Source organism: Dyadobacter endophyticus, from assembly GCF_014641595.1.
Taxonomy (GTDB): domain Bacteria; phylum Bacteroidota; class Bacteroidia; order Cytophagales; family Spirosomataceae; genus Dyadobacter; species Dyadobacter endophyticus.
Genome location: NZ_BMIA01000003.1, coordinates 1 through 17174, shown reverse-complemented (window position 1 = coordinate 17174; position 17174 = coordinate 1). Strand labels below are relative to the sequence as shown.

Genomic DNA, 17174 nt, shown 5'->3' with positions numbered 1-17174 from the left:
CGGTTTGGTTTAGCCTATTATTTACAAATGAAGCCCTAAGCCTTTGCGCTTCCTTTTCCTCTTTTTAAGCTCTGGATTCTGGGTAGTTGTAGCATTAAAGCCAATCCGGTTTTCCAGCAGGCCCAGCGAGTAATCCCGGCCGATATCAGAACCCTTTATCTTTATTTTGCTGTGCATATGAAAAAATGCAATGCCCCGCCCCACATAGGTTTTGTATCCATGCCCAAGTAAGTGTTCTTTCAACTCCTGGATCGAAGAGACTTGTGGGATCAAACGGTCAATTAACGATTTAAGCTTCAAATTCGCCTTGTCCGCTAAATGAATCTGCTGGCCCAGCGCGCGGTTGATCCGCATATCATGCGTCGGCACAATGCTCAGCTCGTGTTCCATCCTGCGGCAGAACTTGCCGGTCCGCGCGTAGTTTTTGAAATGGTCGGCGGTGTTCTTTCCGTTATAATTGATGCGGTTGGCGATAATATGAAAGTGCTCATTGGCTGAATCCTCGTGTTTAAAGACAACCATCTGGTTCTGCTCGAAGCCAAACTCCTTGGCAAATTCTCTGCAGATCCGCATGATCTTGTCGTTGCCGGGCTTTTCGCCGGGCGAAAAGCTGAACGACTGATGCCAGACGTATCTGGCCAGCTTCTTGTTTTTAGAGTGGTTGTCTGTGTACTGCCGGGCAAGGTAGTCCAGATCCAGCGTCCCATCAGGAGCGGTTTTAAGGGCAAGGTTCTGAATGTAAACCAGCTCTCCTCTGACGCTTTGCTGCTTACTTTGCTCGCTTGCCGTGGTCTGCTGACCTTTCTGATAATAGCAGTACTCCAAAATTCCTTTGGCGTAGCTGCCCAGTCCTGCTTTTCCGATCATTTGCTGGTTTGCCGGATGAATTCTTTGATGGCATTTTCAATCTCGTAGTGGACAGAGGCGATATCTGCCGCCTCGTTTTTCCAGGCAGGTGCAAGATCCTGGAAGGGGCCTGCGTAGTAGCTTTCATATTTTGAAAGCAGCTCGCGCGCCGACCGGGACATGTCTTGGGCTTCCCCAAGGATTTGTTCTTTGCTTTCCCCGGCTCCGAGGACATGGCCCAGATAATCGGGCAGGGACTGAATCCATGCCTCGATTTCAGTAAGCGTCTTTTGAAAGCTGCGGATCTCGAAGCTTTCAAAAACCCAGCGGGTGATAAGGTCTGCGAGCAGACGTACCCGCTGGCTGCCTTGCTGCCACTGCGCCGAAAGCATCTGATGGTCTTTGGTCTTTAAAATAGCGAGCGATAGAATTCCGGCCAGCTGCTCGAGAATCCGGATTGTTTCGGCAGTGGCCTTTGGCAGCGTTCTTTTCTGGGGTCTTTTAAAAGGGATATCCAGCGCCAAAGTCAGAAAGAACTGACTGGCAGAAAGCCCGCTTTTCTCGATGAGCTGATTGATTTGGTTTTTCTGGTCCGAGCTTACCCAGACCGAAAAGTGCTCCCGTTTGGCAGCGCCCTTTTCCTTGGGCGGTCTGCCTTTCTTGATTTGATTTTTCATTGTGTTTTATTGGTTTAGCTATGAGCCGATAGGCGAATAGCAGGGGTCCAGGGGTTTTCCCATGGCCAGCCCGCCGGGGAGTCGCATTTTGCGACGTACCGGCGATAGCTGGCTGTGGAGGAAACCACCGCTCACGTTCGAAACTGTTCGAAAGCGTTCGCTTCCATTCTAAAAAATTCGGATTTGTTTGAAAGTGTTTGAATTCGTTCGAAAGCGTTTGAAGTTGTTCGCTTTTGTTCGAAATCGTTCGAAAAAACAGTGTGCTTACGCAGAATAGCTATACACTTTTTGGGACTAAGAGTACTTTAACTATACACCTCATTTTCTAAGATCGATTTTACTATACAGCTGTCTTTCACTGGCTGCCTAGCGGTACCAGCACACGTTTGCCCTGGGAATCGTAGACATAGTGTTTACCGATCTGGACTTTCCCCTTTTTGGGTAGAGGCGTCAGTTGTAAGTACAGCATCTTATCATACTCGATAATCTTTCCCTGCTCCATGATCTGCCTGTAAGCCGGTGCATTTTGATACTCGTCCAAAATCCTTTGGTGCTCCGCATACTGCTGTCTATGGCGTATCAATACATAGAACAAGACTGATATGACAATGCCAGCAATTGAATAAGGAGCGCTTACACCCAAACCGTAGAATAGGGCTTGGCCTCGGTCTTGAAACTGCAGGAACCGTTTCCTGCCTTTCAGCTCCATTGCAGCCCGGTCGATGGCTGCAATGGATTTCCCGACCCTGATTTCCAAACTTTGAAAATGCTCCTGGGTTTCTGTCAGAAACAGGGCTGACCAGTCGTCGATCTCGTGTCCATACTTGGCCGCGTACTTGCCCCTGGTCTGGGTGAGGCGATTTGGCTCTGGGCTATTCATCCCACGAAGTAGGGATCAAAGGATTGATATCAGATATGGTTACGATGGGAACCGAGGATTGGGGACGAACCAGGTCTTGTCTTTACTGGATTCTGAATCACACAGACTATCCCTACGACAAAACTGTACTGGAATTGTATGCCGATCTGGATGCGGTTATTAAAGGTCATGGCGATATCCGATTCATATAATGTAGACAGTCCCGCCGCAGCGCTCGCCAGCCTTGCGAAGTGTAGCCAAACGAGCGCTGAATCCGGTCAAAAAATCAGGAGATCTCGCGCGAAATTGTAGACATTTCTTTCATCCTGGATCTAGCGCAGCTCGCTGCGATCGCAATTTTGTAGACAATTTTTTTCACATAATCCATTTCAAATGAAGACACCTCAAATCAAATTTTTTTCGCCCGAAGACAATACGGAGCCGGTTTCGAAGGCGGCAGGGAAAGCCAAGCCTAAGCCATCCGGGTATATTTCAGATAATGGAACGCTTGTTTTCCCTAAGGCTACTCTCGAAGAGATCGGGGTCGAGCCAGAAACAGCCCTTTTCAAAGTCGGAACAGCGGAAGGGAAACGAAAAATAAAATCCCTGTACCTGATCTCTACCGAGGAACAAGAAGGTGCATTTGCATTTGCAAGGATCGGGCGAGGCTCAGGAATTGCGCTCTCTGTTATATTGAAGCGTGGCGGCATCGACTATGAAGCTGCGAAGCATGTTTTCACAGTCACGATATTCAACTACACCGAAGGAGTAGTTGGTTACGAGTTGGCAATAGAAATCGAAGCGCCAAAGGAACTATATACAGGAAAGCCCAGGGGCAGAAAGCGAAAAGTAACCGAAGAAGAAGCTGCCGCTTAGATTGTAACTGACAAGTGTAATAAATAAAGCCCAGCTGGCACAAAAGTTCCATACTGGGCTTTAAGTCAAAGTTCCGATGCCGTGCCTCTTGCTAGGAGATATAGCCGTGTAACGCAAACGTTACTTGCTGGCTATTTCGTCTAGTCTAAGAACGGTATTCCAGATAACATATTTAGCATTCCCTAGCTTAGCTTCCTTGGTTTTGAACCGATAATCTTTTTTTAGCGCAACCTCCATTGCACTAATATCATCAGCAGTAAGGATACTGTTCTCACTGATGATGAAGTCCATCTCCAAAATATTGCCATTTTTTCCAACATAGAACACGCCAAGTGGGCGTTCCGAAGGGATAATCTTACCACGCTTCTTAAAGTCATCTTTTATGATAGATAAAACCTGATTGGCTTCATCTTGATTATAAGTTAGGAAGCTGGAAATACCTAACTTCTTAAGTTCATCCGGGATCTCATTGGAGGTTTTTAGTAACCCATTTTTCTTGTTGGCCACTATGAGTCGGTTATTTGATCGCTTAATGACAAACTCGTTATCACCGGACTTTGCTGTACCTTCGGTAATCCGTTGAGCACTGAGTGGCAAATGAAAAAAGAGCGATGCGAATATTATTAAAGAAAATATTTTCATGGTTTCTTAGAACAGCTTGATTTATCGATAAGATCAAAAAGTGCGCCAGGCGTAAATGTGCTGATAGTTGTCATGCCAGGCTGATTGTATAAAGGATTTGATTGCACAAATTTATCCAACCAAAAGAAATATTGTGATGCCACTACGGAATATGTTGCAGGAACCTTTGTCGCCCCATCCGTAATATCGAGAAGCCATGACATGTATTGGTTATTGTATTGTTCACCGACAGTAAAACTGGACATCCCGCCGCCCGACGCTATTAAACCCATGATGTCTCGAAATAGCTTTGATTCGAATTCAATATTCTGAGAGCCTGTGGAAAGATATTGCGTGGTGCCGCCTGAGTAATACTTATCTTGGTACGCATGGAAAAGTTCTTCCTCTAAGGTGTTTGGGCTAATTTGCGACTCGGTCTGAAATTTTATCGTTTTGTTAACTGGATTATAGGCACCTGGCGTTGTTCCCGCCGGGTCGATTTTCCATTCGATTCTTGTTTCCCTGGACACGAGTCCAACGAATAGTGACTTGCCTAAGCACTTACCCATTAAGTTGTCTAAGATTTCATTTACCGCGACCCTAGCAGATGCTGAAAATACAGACATTTTGCTGATCTCACTAAACCGATCAACCCATGGCGAGGGAGCGCCCCCGGAGCCGGACGTTCCGCTTTTTCCGATAACTGTTAAATATCCACCAGAAGAACCAGTGGCGGATGGTGTTGATGAATAACAATGATTAAATTCACTATACATGTATTGACAAGGTGCATAATAACCTATTAACGGCACATATGCACATGACCAGTATTCAATCTCATAACAAACCAGTATGTTTGTTCTGCTATTTTGGCTATTTTTAACTGCGTACCCCGTTATCTTTCCATTGTCAACGTAAAATGCATCTACAAAATCCCCTAATGCATTTTCTACGATAATTTGGCCTGACCATTCATTTGAAACTTTCGTTGAATCCAAGTGATAATCTGCAAGGTATGTTGCTGTTTCAAATTTGTAATTGCCGCCTTCGTTGGATACCAAGAGCCTGGTTATGGAGCCGTATGAATCCCTGTTTTTACTTCCACCATTCACAAAAATTTCATTTTCCAGGGTAAATGGCACCACAAGTTTTTCGCCATCTGGCGTGCTTATGGAATAAGCGTTCTCCCACATTACCTGCCTTTTAAGAGTTCTTTCTCTCTTATCGTTGAATGTCTGAATTAAGCCAAGTGACATCGTCCTTTGATAACTGTCCTTTACAGCATCAATTTTAAAAGATTTGGAAATAAAACTCCCGTTTTGTTCTAGGGGTACCGGTAAATTAGTACAACTCTGAATTATCACATTCAGTATTCCAAAGAATAGAAATAACGCAAAGATTGTTCGTTTCATAGGCTATGATCATTGAGGGAAAAAATAAGTAATTAAACGTATAATAGTAGAATTTTAAAGATTAAAAATCAAACTGTTAGTTTCTCCATGACGATAATTTCGACGAAATGGGCTTAAAATTAGACGAAATTATTTCAACTAGGTATAGCTAATTGAAGCCAATTCCCAATGAAGTTCCAAACCAGAATAGTTTTCCATTAAGATCAGATTCAGCCCCGATCCTCCAGTTTGGAGCCCAAAATAGCCGCCATACCACCCCGGTGTTAATTGGCTGAATCCGTAACCCCAAATTTGCCATCGCGGGTACAGATATTTGATGGAAGCGGTGTATATCTTGGTTTTGATCTTCTGTCCACCACCTTCGATATGCAATGATAATCCCCCCACCGATCTCCAGTGCCACCCTTTTCTCGGAGCTTATATGATTGACGAAAATTGGGAAAGAGTATGTTGTCGCGCGTGGATCGATTTTTGGTTGCGATATACCAAGGTTGAACCCGAAACCATCATGTCCATTTCTAAGGCGCATATCATAGAGCAGGGAAAGGCCGAAACTGCTCCTGCCTAATGCTTCCACATAGATAGCTTTCGCGCGTTTTGTAGGGCCCGAATTAGCGTGTCTCTGGGGGATGCTGTCAACTTGCGCAAGTAAATCCAATGTTCCTATTACAAATAGGAGCGTGGTTATCATAAATATGATGGACCGCATCGGAGTTCAATTATGGAAGCTGAACATAATAGTACTTGACCGTATCTGCTGCGCCTCCTACCTCTGAAAGATAGGAGGATGCTTCTAGCGTTGTTGGCTTGCCCAGCTGCCGGTAAATTTTGTAAAATCGTTTGATACCACCCTCGTAATTGACCAACACGGTCATCTTTTTTGCATCAGAATCAGTGCCGGGATTTCGGCTCCAAATGTAAGTCGTGTCGAGTTTGCCGTCTTTGAAAATGCGGTCGTAGTCATCTTCCTGGTCATTTCCTGATTCCAAAATTTCAGCGTATCCAATCTGTTCCCCGATTTTTGTTTGGGTTGGGGACACAATCTTTTCCAGTTGCCATTTTCCTGATAAGTAGCTGGAAATCGGTCCTGCAGCATCGAATCCCTTTTGCCTTTCACAGGATATGAATAGCGGGATTACGAGTAAAATTAGCCAAATTACATTTTTCATAAATCTTCAATTAAGGTCTTATTCCTGTAATTACCTTCATGTTTGCATCATAGTTTGCTCCGTCTGGATGATAAGAACCAAATGCATACCAATCATTTAAACGATTCCAGCCCCAGTTCATGTGTAAGTAGCTGAATGACCATTCATTACAAGTTTTCGTTGCGCAATTGAATTCACTGTAATTGTTTTCCCTTAGACCGTCGCACACCCAAATATGGTAATCGTTAAAGCAGGTCAGGCAAGTTGAACCGGAGAAGACAACCGGATGGTTTCCTGTAAGATCAATTTTGATTTTTTCATAGTTGTTGGCGGCATAGGAGGTACCCCCACTTGAATATCCCAGTCCTGTAAATCCATTTGGGATATCGCTGGGCCAAGTCATTGTGTTACAGGTGCCGAGATAATCGTAGTTGGCGCTAGAGTAATACCCGGCCCATTTCATCAAGTTTCCTAAGCTTTGTTGACCAGGTAACATGGATCCACAGTTGCCGCTTGACGTGGCTCTGGGCCTGTCAGGATTTGGGTGATAAAATTCATCAATCTGGGCGATAGCAACCGGGCCACACCCAGCCAAATATCTACCACACCCATCGCAATCTTTAAATCCAGGCATGAGCATGGATGAAGAAACACCAGATTGTGTCCAGCCTGTATTAAGCAATGGGCCAAAAGTTGTAAACCTGCCCTGGCACTGGAATTGACCATATTGGTACCACTCAATGCAGTTAGTGTCCTGAACTCTACCATTCTTATCCGAAAGATATTTTCTCCACTCCTTATTAACAATATCGTTACTTTTGAAATTTTTCTGTTTAATTTCTTTCAGCTTTTCCTTCGCTGATTGGAGCCAGAGATTTACTCCATTCGGGACATCGTTCAAATCAAACTTACCGTCCTCGGAAAAAGCAATCACAGGCATTGCCCGCAGATCAGCGGAAACTATCGCATACCCCTTTTTCAGGTTGATAACATGAATCAGTGGCTTCTGGTCGGCGGAGTCCAGCACGGTTTGCTGACCTGTAACCTCCATGACTGCTCCAACTCTTGCATTGGGATCCATGTTCCCTTTTCCGTTCGTTAGTGTAAATTGCTGCGCGACTTCAATAGCTTCTTTGGCCGAGACAACAAAATCATCTTTTATTTTGCTGTTTTCATCTGGCTTAGATGATATCTCATCTTTATGACATTGTGTTAACGAAAAAATGGCTGCAAAAAAGAACATCAGCCCTGAAATGGAAGGTCGCAGTGTTTTCATTCTTAATCTGTTTAGTTGAAAGTGAAAAATTGTACTATTGGTCTGTTAGAGTCCTAAGGTTACGGGCTCGAATAAGGTATCAATTGTTTCTGCGAAATGAATCTCCTGTCGATTTAGAAATCAAGTGAGTTAAATGCGATTAATATAACTCTGTGTGATATTGATAGAGTCTTTGATTGATGCATAGAACTGCTACCCGATATACACCATCGGGTTGGGAATTACTTTATGCGGGTGCTTAGAGATGCTTCGGCTAGCGGGAAATTTGTAACCGAATATTTAATACAATTATATTAAGAAAAAATTGACTTCCAATAATATTGTGAAATATTTTTAGCTTGTTATTGCATTTCATTATTGTATTGATAATCAAGTGATTGAGTGATTTTTAGCTCGAATTTGGCAGGCAAGGTTATAATTCAATAGGGCGAACAGCAGCAAAGCATTGTAAAGATCGGCTAGCAGTTGGGTGTCAACGCTGGGAGGTACTGTTGTTTTCGGGAAAATTGTTGGTAGATGTTAATTTCCAAAGTAGATGGGAAAATCCGAACGAAAACATGCCCGTTTTTGCCAAAGTAGGCGAGTTGAAGGAAAGTATATTTTTGAATATCCAGGTCCAGGCGGACCATTTTAAGACCGAGTTGGGGCGGGACTTTTTTAGCTTACTGGATTTCGAGAGAAATATATCTATAAGACGGTTTCTGTGGAATATGTCTATGAGGGAATGAAACAGGTTTACACGCCTGAATTTTGTATCAGGTACACTCCGGATGAAAATCCCAGGATAGTATTGGCCGCGGTCATGCTCCGTGATGAGATTCGAGACAACTGGCAGCTCCGAATCGGTTGATCTTGCCATGCCCTATCCTTTAGGTGCCGGCATACCTGATGGCCATAGTCAGCGTTGTCCCCAACTTCTGTTTTTGCACCTAGTACGGCGGCGGGTCGGTACCAGTTCCCAGTGACCGGTTGCAAAGTTAAACGCTTATCGAAGTTCTTCTGAAGTTCGATTTTACGGTCGTATTTCTGTACTCTTCCCACTTTGTTTGAAGTATTCATTTTTATGCCAAAAACCGTCTAAAGAGAGTTCATTTTAGTGGTACACGAAATCTAATTACAGTATATTGCGATATTAGGGGTTAAACTGTAATTGAAGATGATATTTGGATACATACGGGTTTCGAAGAATGAGCAGAGCCAGGACCTGCAATTTGATGCTCTTCGGAAGGCAGGTTGCGAGAAGATTTTTCATGAGAAGGTGTCGGGTGCATCGAAGGATCGCCCCGAGTATGGCAAGATGGTTTCCGAGCTACGGAAGGGGGATGTCATCGTTGTCTGGAGAATTGACCGCTTAGGCAGGGCCACCTATGAACTCATCAAACTGATGGTCGAGTGGAAGGAGATGGGTGTCGACTTTCGGAGTATTTCTGAGGGAATTGATACGTCCACCAAGATGGGCAGGTTATGGTACATGCTCAGTTCCGTGTTTGCAGAAAACGAGCGAGAGATTCTGATGGAAAGAACTTTGGCAGGAATGGAAGCGGCTCGGGCCAGAGGAAGAGTAGGAGGCAGACCCAAAGGGCTTACTAAAAAATCACAAGAGCTCGCGAGCCTTGCTGCGACGCTTTACCTGAGTAAAAAATATACTATCAATCAAATTTGCAAACAATTACAAATTGGGAGCAAAACAACATTATATAATTATCTAAGACACGAAGGTATCGAAATCGAGGGCTGGACCAAGAATCCTGCTAAAGTGCGCTAGGCGTAACTCGTAGGCAACGGATGTTGAACATAGTTAGGAGGCAGGATTGCAGACCGTTTTATTAATTGAGATTAAGCTTTATTAATGACTGGTCCAGTGGTGCTCTTGTTTGATCTCGAAATTCGAATATCAATACCGAGAATATTTCGGCGGTAGGTTGCCATTTGCAGGCTAGATCCGTAATTGTCAGCAATTTGTTGATTTGTTCTGCCCTCCCTGACTAGTTGAAACAGTCCTGCTTCGGGTATCTGAATTGTAGCACCGAGCCAAATTGCCTCATTTTCATGCTGCGGATCATATTTTCTCAGTTTTTGAGAAAGACAATTTCCAGGATGCTCACAGATGACATGCGCAAGCTCATGCATTATATCGCTTTCTTGACGAGCAATGGAATTCAATTCATTGAAAATTATAATACGATGCTCACCAATGATCGTTGCCATCGCTGAGAATTGCGTATCTCGATTTTCAAGAGTTTTCAGGCTCGTGTCTAAATGAGCACTATTTGGGAATTCGATGGTTAAATGCTGTTCGGCAATTTTCCGTAGCATTTGAATAGAAACAACCTGGATCTGTAATAGATGTGCTACCTGTCGAGCTGGACATGCGTCAGTTGCCTTGAGATTTAGCCTACTTCTAAGATCAAGTGAAATAGATTCAGCTTGTGGCTTAAATCCCTTCCTCAGTGAGTTGGGTTTCATTCGGTAAAACATTTCGCCGGGCAGCGGCATAAGCAACCTCTATCATGGTAATAAGTGCTTCCCGTGTCGAGTGATTTAATAATTTATCTGCTCTTAAATGTACGATAATATCGTCTGTTTTCAAAGCAGATTCCTTAACGGTCTGAGGCTTATCGGTAACATCTACCGCGAAAAATGAGGGGTCAACCTCCAACCAGCGGCATAGCCTCATATAAGTGTCCAAATCTGGGACATTTCCTCGTTCAATCCGTGACAGTGTGGAAGCGCTGACGTTCTCCATTTGCTCAGCAGCTGCTCGCACAGTCAATTTTTTCGCGTCTCGGTGGCGTTGTATGGCCTCGCCTAAGGCCTTTACATTGACTTCATGCTGCATAAGAGTTGGTTAAATGTTACGTGTCTGTCTACTTTTTAAAGTGTCAAATTGGCCAAATATACTAGTTTTTGTCTCACGAAAGATTTTATTTCATGTATTACACATAAAACTGTGTCAGTAATGAAACGATTTCATTCCGGTGTTCGTTCTGTTGATAGCTAGGGGTTCTAGCTATTCATCTAACATTAAACACTACTTAGGATGAAAAACTCATTGGAATTTAATGCTGCATCGGCCGAGATCAGGGACGAGGTAGTCAATGTCGCAGAATTCATTGCGAAGGGCATTGAGATCCCGCTAGGGAAAAAGTACTTGATTACAATTAATGGGGACCCGCACGTATTTGATGACTTGATCATTAGTAGAAGTCAAATTGTACGAAAGGTTGGCCTCGAAAACGAAACGAAGCTGATGGTCTTTCAGATCATTGATGATTCAGATCTGATAGTCATCGATGCAAACGATAAAATAGATTTATCCCAGCCGGGCTTTGAGAAATTTGTCGTTAAAGAAAGCATCGTTTTCAACTATTACGTTGATGACGACACTGAAACGTCTGACAGGAAAACGTTAACAGCTAATCAGATTCTGAAACGTGCAACTTACAAACCGTCTGACTACTATCTGGTTGAGCTTCTTGAAGGAGGGGGGCAGAAGTCATATAAAGACAACCCCGACGAGGAAATTGTACTTACCCACAAGCCAGAGAAAAGATTTATTAGTATCTACCGTGGTGACATGCCAGTTTCGTAAACGATGAAGACAGATTTTGTATCCCAACTGTCCGCACAGGGATATGCGGTGTTGGAACCTGCAGGTAATCAGGTCGTCATAGAATATGTTGTGAATGTTGGCAGAAATGCTGGGAAAAAGGTATGGCTTGGGTTTCAAATTGGAGATGAATTTCCTGCTAATTGTCCGTCTGGGCCTCATTTTAAGGCGATAGATGATGGTTGGGTTAACCCAGGTAATGCTATCCAGAACTATAATGGTTTTGGCCAAGAATGGATCTACTGGAGCCGCCCACATCCAAACTGGACTGCTACCAGTTTGACGGTTAAGGAGTACATGGCTCACATAAGAAACCTGCTTTTGAACGAATGAAACAGGCATATAGCGTGGCAATGAGTGGTGATATTCACCACTCATTAGCCGACCATCTGATTCGCGAGGACGGACAAGAGGATTTGTGTTTTGCTACATATTCACCAAGCAAGGGAACACAAAGATTTTCAGGCCTGATCTCATCAATTATCTTACCAGAGGAAGGGGACAGGTATGTTCATGGGAATGTTTCTTTTACCGCATCTTACTTTCAGCGAGCACTTCAAATCGCAAATAGTCGAGGAGAAGGACTAGTGTTTCTACATTCTCATCCCTTCCCTGGTTGGCAGTCAATGAGTCGGGATGACATCAGAGCGGAATCTAGGTTGAGCGCCGGAGCCATAGCCGCAACTGGTTTACCTTTGCTAGGGCTAACAATCGGTTCTGATGAGACGTGGAGTGCTAGGTTCTGGTCAAAACATCAGTCAAAACGCCGCGCTTATGTGAAAAAGCAATGCGCGTCCGTGCGAGTAGTTGGCGAGCGGCTAAAAGTTTCGCTCTCACCATCAACTGAGCAACGTATACTGAACCACGAGATGCTTCTAAGAACAATTTCTGCATGGGGAGAAAAAGCACAAAAAGAGCTCACAAATCTTACAGTGGGAATTGTTGGACTTGGTAGCGTCGGGAGTATGGTTGCTGAAATCCTCGCAAGGAAAGGTTTTAGAAAAATTGTGCTACTGGACTTTGACAGAGTGGAAGCAAAGAACCTGGATCGTTTAATGAACGTTTTTGCATCTGATATCGGAAGGCTAAAAGTCTCTGCGATCGGAAAGAGACTACGGCGTAGTAGTACTGCTGATTCGATTTCAATTTTTGAAGTACCTTTTAGTGTATGCGAAGAATCTGGGTTTCGTGCCGCCTTGGATTGCGACGTCCTTTTTAGCTGCGTCGATAGACCTTGGCCTAGACAGGTGCTCAATGTTATTGCTTATGCCCACCTGATTCCAGTGATTGACGGCGGCATCAAAGTCTCAACAAACCCGAATAATACAAAGATGAAAGGGGCGGATTGGAAAGTTCAAACTGTTGGCCCAGGCCGTCCATGCTTAGAACAGTGGGGTCAATATACCGTGGCGATGGCAACTCTCGAACGAAATGGCTTGTTGGATGACCCAGACTACATAAATGGTATGGAAGATAGAGCGATAGTTGAAGCGAAGGAAAATGTTTTCGCTTTTAGCTCACACTTAGCGTCGATGGAGGTTCTGCAATTAATAAGCCTTGTAATCGCTCCTTCTGGTATTTCTAACGTAGGACAACAAACGTACCACGTCAAGAATGGCACTATGGATGTCATCAGAGGGAATCCTTTTACTGAGCGTTCGTTCACTCAGATGCAAACGGCGAAGGGAGACAAGACAGATTTTGTCATTTACGGAACTCATAAGATCGCTGCGGAAATGCGAGGACAATAACTCGATCGACATTAAGTTCAAAATAGATGAGTTCGAAATGACCAGGGCAAAATTCGGACAAATACCTGGAACCAAAATGCCTTACATTTCATTATCGTAATATCGTCATTTAATAACAGAATATTGAATGACCGAGTTTGACAGACTTGATAAATTCAACTTCTAAGTCAATAGATTGCTTTGCTACGAGATGGCATTGGTTGTGTCGGGATAGCATGATATGTTAAGACGGCGGGCAGACAATCGAACTAGCGGTACCGTGGGACAGTAGGCGATAACCGCAGCCAGAGACAAAGGATAACCTGAAGAGCTTACAACGGACAGGCAACCGTAAGTATATCTACATTCCAACTACCTGTTGATCTTCGAATTGGTTGGAACGATGCGAAAGGGGGGCGCGACTGGGAAACTGTTGCGACCATACTTTGGCGGGGTGTCCGGGCAATCAACGTCGTGTTGTTTGCCTAGGACTTTCTATACCCCTTCAGCTCTTGGGAAACGCTCAAAGAAACAGTTTCGACTCAGGACAGACAGAATGGAGAATAGAGGAACGCCAACCGGCAGGAAGATTCGACCAACACACAGACAGGAACTCAGCAACAGGATTAGTCTATAGTAGATCAAAAGGTAATAAATAAAAAAATGTCGAATCGTCGCCCTACCGGCATTCGCGCATTACGGGATCTCTGCCTAAAAATCGGCGTCCGTGAATCCGACACCGTCATCTTGCAATTATAATTTGCGTTTTTATACTATTTTCCCATTATCTCCGCCAAATTCCCCAACACTACCTGTAGCCAGTCTAACTTTAATATTTCAAATAAGAAGGTATCATGTAACGAAAATTCGAAGTCATTAGAATCTGTATTAATAAAGCTTTACTAGGAAAACCCTCTTAAAGCATGCATATGGATAATAAAACTGAAGGTTCTTGGTTGATCCACAATACGAATAAGCTACAAAGTGTCACAAATCAGTCAGGTTACGAGAAAACATTTTTAGCGGGCAAAGCTGGTATCCTTCTTTCTGCAATTTCTGCTAATGACAACATTACAATTGATAATGATCGCCTAAATGCGCTTGCGCAAGCTGCAAATATCAATCTGATCTTCGAGCTCCCTAAATTAGTTGAAGTTTTAAAGGAGGGAGAATACATTGACACTGCGTCTAAGGGAATTGCCGTTCTTGGTGTGACCGGCGGCACTGTTTTGAGCCATACATCAGATATTTTTCATTCCCTTGACCCAAAGCCAGTCGAGTTGGCGACATTGGATCTAGCTGAGAATGTTTCGTTAAGCCCTGAGTTTGTGCGCGACTTATCAGGGCGGCTTTCAGATGAATTTAAATTGTCGTCGGCCGAGACAACTCAGCTATTTTCTGATGCAGAAAGCATCGGTTTCGTTGATGTTGAGGATGTAGGCAACAGTAAGTTGCTCTTCAACGGCAACCTATTTCGCCGAAATACTGCTCAGAAAATAAAGAACGTTCTTGATTCTCTTAAACCTTTCGAGCAAACGAAGCTGACTGAAATGACCGAACTGTTGAAGAGAAAGGCATGTATTAGTGTGGACACCGCACAATCAATGTTAGGGGACGCTCTTTTCCAGAAGGTTACAGCCATTGGAATATTTGATATTAATGTAGTCAGTAATTCGACTGAGGATGTCGGATTTATGACGCTGCCATCCGCCTTTTCAAAGTTCAGTAACTCAATGGTAGATGATGCTTTTGACTTAGCTAAAGCGTTCGTAAGTTCAATTACTTATGGTATGACGAAAAGCTCGAATTCCCGTGGACAAATTACCATGGTGGAAGCATTGCTCGCGACTCTTGTAAGAGGTGAACCGGTCGGACCGGTTCCTGCGATTGCGGAAGACTATAAAATTTTGGAGATGAAAGGCGTAGTGAGAGTATCCCCCGGATCAAAGAAGGGCCGGTACGGGCCAATGTTAACTTTATTAAAAAAGGAAGTTGGGGAACTCGCCCTCCAAGCGATTAGACAGGGAGATGTAAGCGAACATTCTCTTACAGCCTTGCCATCTGCCGCAGTCACAAAATTTCAAGGACCGGAACAAAACCGAGAGAAAGTTCGAAAAAAACAGACTAGTTTTAGTCCCAAAGCAACAAATGACATGTTAACAATTCTTCGAACTGGAGGAAAGCTATGACTGAGATACTTAATAAGACACCGCCTAAAGGATACCGGATGGAAGAGACATTGAGGAATTACTTCCTTCGGTCTGGGTATTTCGTTGTTCGTGGAGTGCCGTTTGTGTATGAAGGGTTTGATGTCACAGATATAGATCTCTGGATGTATGGCAGAACATCATCTGTTGCTAGAGAAGTTACAATTGTTGACGCCAAAAATAAGAAGACTCCGCAAGCGATTGAGCGCATATTCTGGGTTCAAGGATTGCGCATAGCAACCAAGGCGTCAAGTGCGATCGTTGCTACCACAGATAGGAGACAGGAAGTTAAAGATTTTGGAAGAGATCTAGGTGTCGTCGTATTAGACGGGAACTTTTTGAATAAACTTGCTACATCGGGAGATCAATTCGATAGGATTTCAGACGAAGATCTATATCGGCAAATTAGTGAATACTCCCTAAGCAAATTAGATGGCGATTGGAAGGGGCGTCTGAATCTTTGTAAAAGTTTATTGGCAAGCCCCCTTTCATTCGACGCATGTAACGAATGGTTGACTCACGCAAAATTTTTTGCTGAACAGGCAATTACTAAGGAAAATCGTCGCGAATTGCCCTTGCGATGTCTTTACTTAATCTGCTCATTTATAGCCGTAGCGATCGATTATAATTTGAAGGAAATCTCTTTCTACGAGCAGTCTGATCGAAGCAAATTGTTGAAGGAAGGATTTACCTATGGTACAAGAGGGAATCTCGGTATAAAGAAAATCATTAATGTTGCTATGGGCCTGATTGAGGAAAACATAAAAGATGGTTCAGCAATTGCTCGCCAACTTAAGAGCAGCGTTGATAGCCAGTTTGAAGCGCTTAATACAATGATATTGGGAGAATATTTCGCAAAAAATGATGTGGCGAGAAGTCTCTTTAATGTAGCGAGGGAGTTCGAGTCGTTAGCAATGAATCGCCTTTTCGTGTCACACAATACGGCTACCGTTGAGCTAAGGAGCATGCTATTTTGTCTGCTAGATTATTGGCAAATTCGGCGTGAGCTATTTGGAGAAAAATCCATGTAATTATTGAGCTCACCGATTTTAAGCTTTTTGAGATCGTAGTTTTTGTTCCCAGCGCCCGTCTAAGAGGGCTTTCAAGTTAACCCTTATAACTGGAGCATGTTTTGGTATAGCTTCTTAAGCGAAATGAACGTTTCGCCAACTATTCCCTTTTTGGTCGGTGCCTACCGTCGGGTACGTCATGAGGACAAATTTTCGATACACGACCTTTTCGATGAATTTTCAGAAACCGCCGTCCCCGAGAATATCGAAATCTCCCTTCGGCTATGCCCTTCACTAAATCATTATGTGATTTCAAGGATTTGGAAGTATGGTAGCCTCCAAAGTAGCCCAATAAAGTTGGCAGGTAACCGGACCATGTCATATGAATCTTCCGCCGAAATACTCGGAAACGACATCAACGCATTAAAGGAATATTTTGGTACGCTATACGGTCAGGTTTTAGAAGCGGGTCATTATTCATATGATGATCGCACGGGGAAATGGCGGGAGTTTAGTCCTGAGGAAATTTTCCATATTACAAGAATAGGTAGACATATTGGATACAAGTAGAACAAAACCGAGAAAATCCGCTTTTGTTCAGATAACGGATTTTATGTTAAAGATGAAAACACAGAACAAGGGGTTCTGTGGCTTTTTGCGAAGTTCTTGCTATAGTGCAAGGAGGCGCGACTTTTCTAACTTTATCACAACACGCTATATTTGGGCTTTCACAGTTTACATACCGATGACGCTATTAAAACAAATTATAATCTTTCTATACGTAACTGTAAGCGCCAATGCTCAGGTGGTGGATACAATGTATCCGGCCTATCAAGTGCATATTTTTTAGCAGCGGCCGCCTGATTACTTTTGGCAAAAACATAACGCATTATGGATCAGTC

Annotated in this window: 17 protein-coding genes; 8 read left to right on the top strand and 9 right to left on the bottom strand. The window is 43.6% G+C overall.

What is annotated here, in order from left to right; translation table 11 throughout:
* Nucleotides 1-21: 21 nt before the first annotated feature.
* The 3 genes from IEY24_RS19770 to IEY24_RS19760 form a co-directional block, all read right to left on the bottom strand.
* On the bottom strand, nt 22-867 hold the full coding sequence (locus tag IEY24_RS19770) for a relaxase/mobilization nuclease domain-containing protein (RefSeq protein ID WP_188935298.1): 846 nt from the start codon (nt 865-867) through the stop codon (nt 22-24).
* The gene (locus tag IEY24_RS19765) at nt 864-1523 is read right to left on the bottom strand and encodes a plasmid mobilization protein (protein WP_188935296.1); all 660 of its coding nucleotides are present in this window, start codon (nt 1521-1523) and stop codon (nt 864-866) included. The genes IEY24_RS19770 and IEY24_RS19765 overlap by 4 nt, the downstream gene beginning before the upstream one ends.
* Before the next feature lie 355 nt (nt 1524-1878).
* Nucleotides 1879-2403, bottom strand: coding sequence for a hypothetical protein (locus tag IEY24_RS19760; RefSeq protein WP_188935294.1), 525 nt, complete (start codon nt 2401-2403; stop codon nt 1879-1881).
* A 372-nt stretch (nt 2404-2775) separates the two neighbouring features.
* Here IEY24_RS19760 and IEY24_RS19755 point away from each other — a divergent pair, with 372 nt between their 5' ends.
* A complete protein-coding gene (locus IEY24_RS19755) occupies nt 2776-3258 on the top strand; it encodes a hypothetical protein (RefSeq protein ID WP_188935292.1) in 483 nt (160 codons plus the stop codon).
* 120 nt (nt 3259-3378) lie between these two features.
* Here the strand turns inward: IEY24_RS19755 and IEY24_RS19750 are convergent, their stop codons facing one another.
* From IEY24_RS19750 to IEY24_RS19735, 4 genes are all read right to left on the bottom strand, one after another.
* Nucleotides 3379-3900 (bottom strand): hypothetical protein, encoded by a 522-nt coding sequence (locus IEY24_RS19750; RefSeq protein WP_188935290.1) that lies wholly within the window; start codon nt 3898-3900, stop codon nt 3379-3381.
* The gene (locus IEY24_RS19745) at nt 3897-5291 is read right to left on the bottom strand and encodes a hypothetical protein (RefSeq protein ID WP_188935288.1); all 1395 of its coding nucleotides are present in this window, start codon (nt 5289-5291) and stop codon (nt 3897-3899) included. The genes IEY24_RS19750 and IEY24_RS19745 overlap by 4 nt, the downstream gene beginning before the upstream one ends.
* A 719-nt stretch (nt 5292-6010) precedes the next feature.
* The gene (locus tag IEY24_RS19740; protein ID WP_188935286.1) at nt 6011-6460 is read right to left on the bottom strand and encodes a hypothetical protein; all 450 of its coding nucleotides are present in this window, start codon (nt 6458-6460) and stop codon (nt 6011-6013) included.
* Between the two features lie 10 nt (nt 6461-6470).
* Entirely contained in the window at nt 6471-7715 is a 1245-nt protein-coding gene (locus tag IEY24_RS19735; protein WP_188935284.1) for a Spi family protease inhibitor, read from the bottom strand.
* A 1156-nt stretch (nt 7716-8871) separates the two neighbouring features.
* Between IEY24_RS19735 and IEY24_RS19730 the strand changes: the two genes are divergently transcribed.
* On the top strand, nt 8872-9480 hold the full coding sequence (locus tag IEY24_RS19730) for a recombinase family protein (RefSeq protein WP_188935282.1): 609 nt from the start codon (nt 8872-8874) through the stop codon (nt 9478-9480).
* Between the two features lie 71 nt (nt 9481-9551).
* On the opposite strand, the gene IEY24_RS19725 is transcribed toward IEY24_RS19730, so the two are convergent.
* Both IEY24_RS19725 and IEY24_RS19720 read right to left on the bottom strand, forming a co-directional pair.
* Complete coding sequence (locus IEY24_RS19725; RefSeq protein WP_188935280.1) at nt 9552-10181, bottom strand: ImmA/IrrE family metallo-endopeptidase; 630 nt, start codon at nt 10179-10181, stop codon at nt 9552-9554.
* Complete coding sequence (locus tag IEY24_RS19720; protein WP_188935278.1) at nt 10150-10554, bottom strand: helix-turn-helix domain-containing protein; 405 nt, start codon at nt 10552-10554, stop codon at nt 10150-10152. The genes IEY24_RS19725 and IEY24_RS19720 overlap by 32 nt, the downstream gene beginning before the upstream one ends.
* A 201-nt stretch (nt 10555-10755) precedes the next feature.
* Between IEY24_RS19720 and IEY24_RS19715 the strand changes: the two genes are divergently transcribed.
* The 6 genes from IEY24_RS19715 (at nt 10756) to IEY24_RS19690 (ending at nt 16842) form a co-directional block, all read left to right on the top strand.
* Complete coding sequence (locus IEY24_RS19715) at nt 10756-11307, top strand: multiubiquitin domain-containing protein (protein ID WP_188935276.1); 552 nt, start codon at nt 10756-10758, stop codon at nt 11305-11307.
* Nucleotides 11308-11310: 3 nt separating this feature from the next.
* The gene (locus IEY24_RS19710) at nt 11311-11658 is read left to right on the top strand and encodes a hypothetical protein (RefSeq protein ID WP_188935274.1); all 348 of its coding nucleotides are present in this window, start codon (nt 11311-11313) and stop codon (nt 11656-11658) included.
* Complete coding sequence (locus tag IEY24_RS19705) at nt 11655-13076, top strand: ThiF family adenylyltransferase (RefSeq protein ID WP_188935273.1); 1422 nt, start codon at nt 11655-11657, stop codon at nt 13074-13076. Before IEY24_RS19710 ends, IEY24_RS19705 begins: the two co-directional genes overlap by 4 nt.
* 908 nt (nt 13077-13984) lie before the next feature.
* Nucleotides 13985-15244 carry a hypothetical protein gene (locus tag IEY24_RS19700; RefSeq protein WP_188937405.1) on the top strand — a complete coding sequence of 420 codons (1260 nt, stop codon included), beginning with the start codon at nt 13985-13987 and terminating at the stop codon, nt 15242-15244.
* Nucleotides 15241-16293 (top strand): hypothetical protein, encoded by a 1053-nt coding sequence (locus IEY24_RS19695; RefSeq protein ID WP_229222738.1) that lies wholly within the window; start codon nt 15241-15243, stop codon nt 16291-16293. Before IEY24_RS19700 ends, IEY24_RS19695 begins: the two co-directional genes overlap by 4 nt.
* A 96-nt stretch (nt 16294-16389) precedes the next feature.
* Nucleotides 16390-16842: a hypothetical protein gene (locus IEY24_RS19690; protein WP_188935272.1), complete on the top strand. Its 453-nt coding sequence runs from the start codon at nt 16390-16392 to the stop codon at nt 16840-16842.
* Nucleotides 16843-17174 lie beyond the last annotated feature (332 nt).

Bases quoted from the DNA above. Each gene is read 5' to 3' on its own strand.
- IEY24_RS19770 (WP_188935298.1), bottom strand. From the start codon at position 867: ATGATCGGAAAAGCAGGACTGGGCAGCTACGCCAAAGGAATTTTGGAG.
- IEY24_RS19765 (WP_188935296.1), bottom strand. From the start codon at position 1,523: ATGAAAAATCAAATCAAGAAAGGCAGACCGCCCAAGGAAAAGGGCGCT.
- IEY24_RS19760 (WP_188935294.1), bottom strand. From the start codon at position 2,403: ATGAATAGCCCAGAGCCAAATCGCCTCACCCAGACCAGGGGCAAGTAC.
- IEY24_RS19755 (WP_188935292.1), top strand. From the start codon at position 2,776: ATGAAGACACCTCAAATCAAATTTTTTTCGCCCGAAGACAATACGGAG.
- IEY24_RS19750 (WP_188935290.1), bottom strand. From the start codon at position 3,900: ATGAAAATATTTTCTTTAATAATATTCGCATCGCTCTTTTTTCATTTG.
- IEY24_RS19745 (WP_188935288.1), bottom strand. From the start codon at position 5,291: ATGAAACGAACAATCTTTGCGTTATTTCTATTCTTTGGAATACTGAAT.
- IEY24_RS19740 (WP_188935286.1), bottom strand. From the start codon at position 6,460: ATGAAAAATGTAATTTGGCTAATTTTACTCGTAATCCCGCTATTCATA.
- IEY24_RS19735 (WP_188935284.1), bottom strand. From the start codon at position 7,715: ATGAAAACACTGCGACCTTCCATTTCAGGGCTGATGTTCTTTTTTGCA.
- IEY24_RS19730 (WP_188935282.1), top strand. From the start codon at position 8,872: ATGATATTTGGATACATACGGGTTTCGAAGAATGAGCAGAGCCAGGAC.
- IEY24_RS19725 (WP_188935280.1), bottom strand. From the start codon at position 10,181: ATGAAACCCAACTCACTGAGGAAGGGATTTAAGCCACAAGCTGAATCT.
- IEY24_RS19720 (WP_188935278.1), bottom strand. From the start codon at position 10,554: ATGCAGCATGAAGTCAATGTAAAGGCCTTAGGCGAGGCCATACAACGC.
- IEY24_RS19715 (WP_188935276.1), top strand. From the start codon at position 10,756: ATGAAAAACTCATTGGAATTTAATGCTGCATCGGCCGAGATCAGGGAC.
- IEY24_RS19710 (WP_188935274.1), top strand. From the start codon at position 11,311: ATGAAGACAGATTTTGTATCCCAACTGTCCGCACAGGGATATGCGGTG.
- IEY24_RS19705 (WP_188935273.1), top strand. From the start codon at position 11,655: ATGAAACAGGCATATAGCGTGGCAATGAGTGGTGATATTCACCACTCA.
- IEY24_RS19700 (WP_188937405.1), top strand. From the start codon at position 13,985: ATGGATAATAAAACTGAAGGTTCTTGGTTGATCCACAATACGAATAAG.
- IEY24_RS19695 (WP_229222738.1), top strand. From the start codon at position 15,241: ATGACTGAGATACTTAATAAGACACCGCCTAAAGGATACCGGATGGAA.
- IEY24_RS19690 (WP_188935272.1), top strand. From the start codon at position 16,390: ATGTTTTGGTATAGCTTCTTAAGCGAAATGAACGTTTCGCCAACTATT.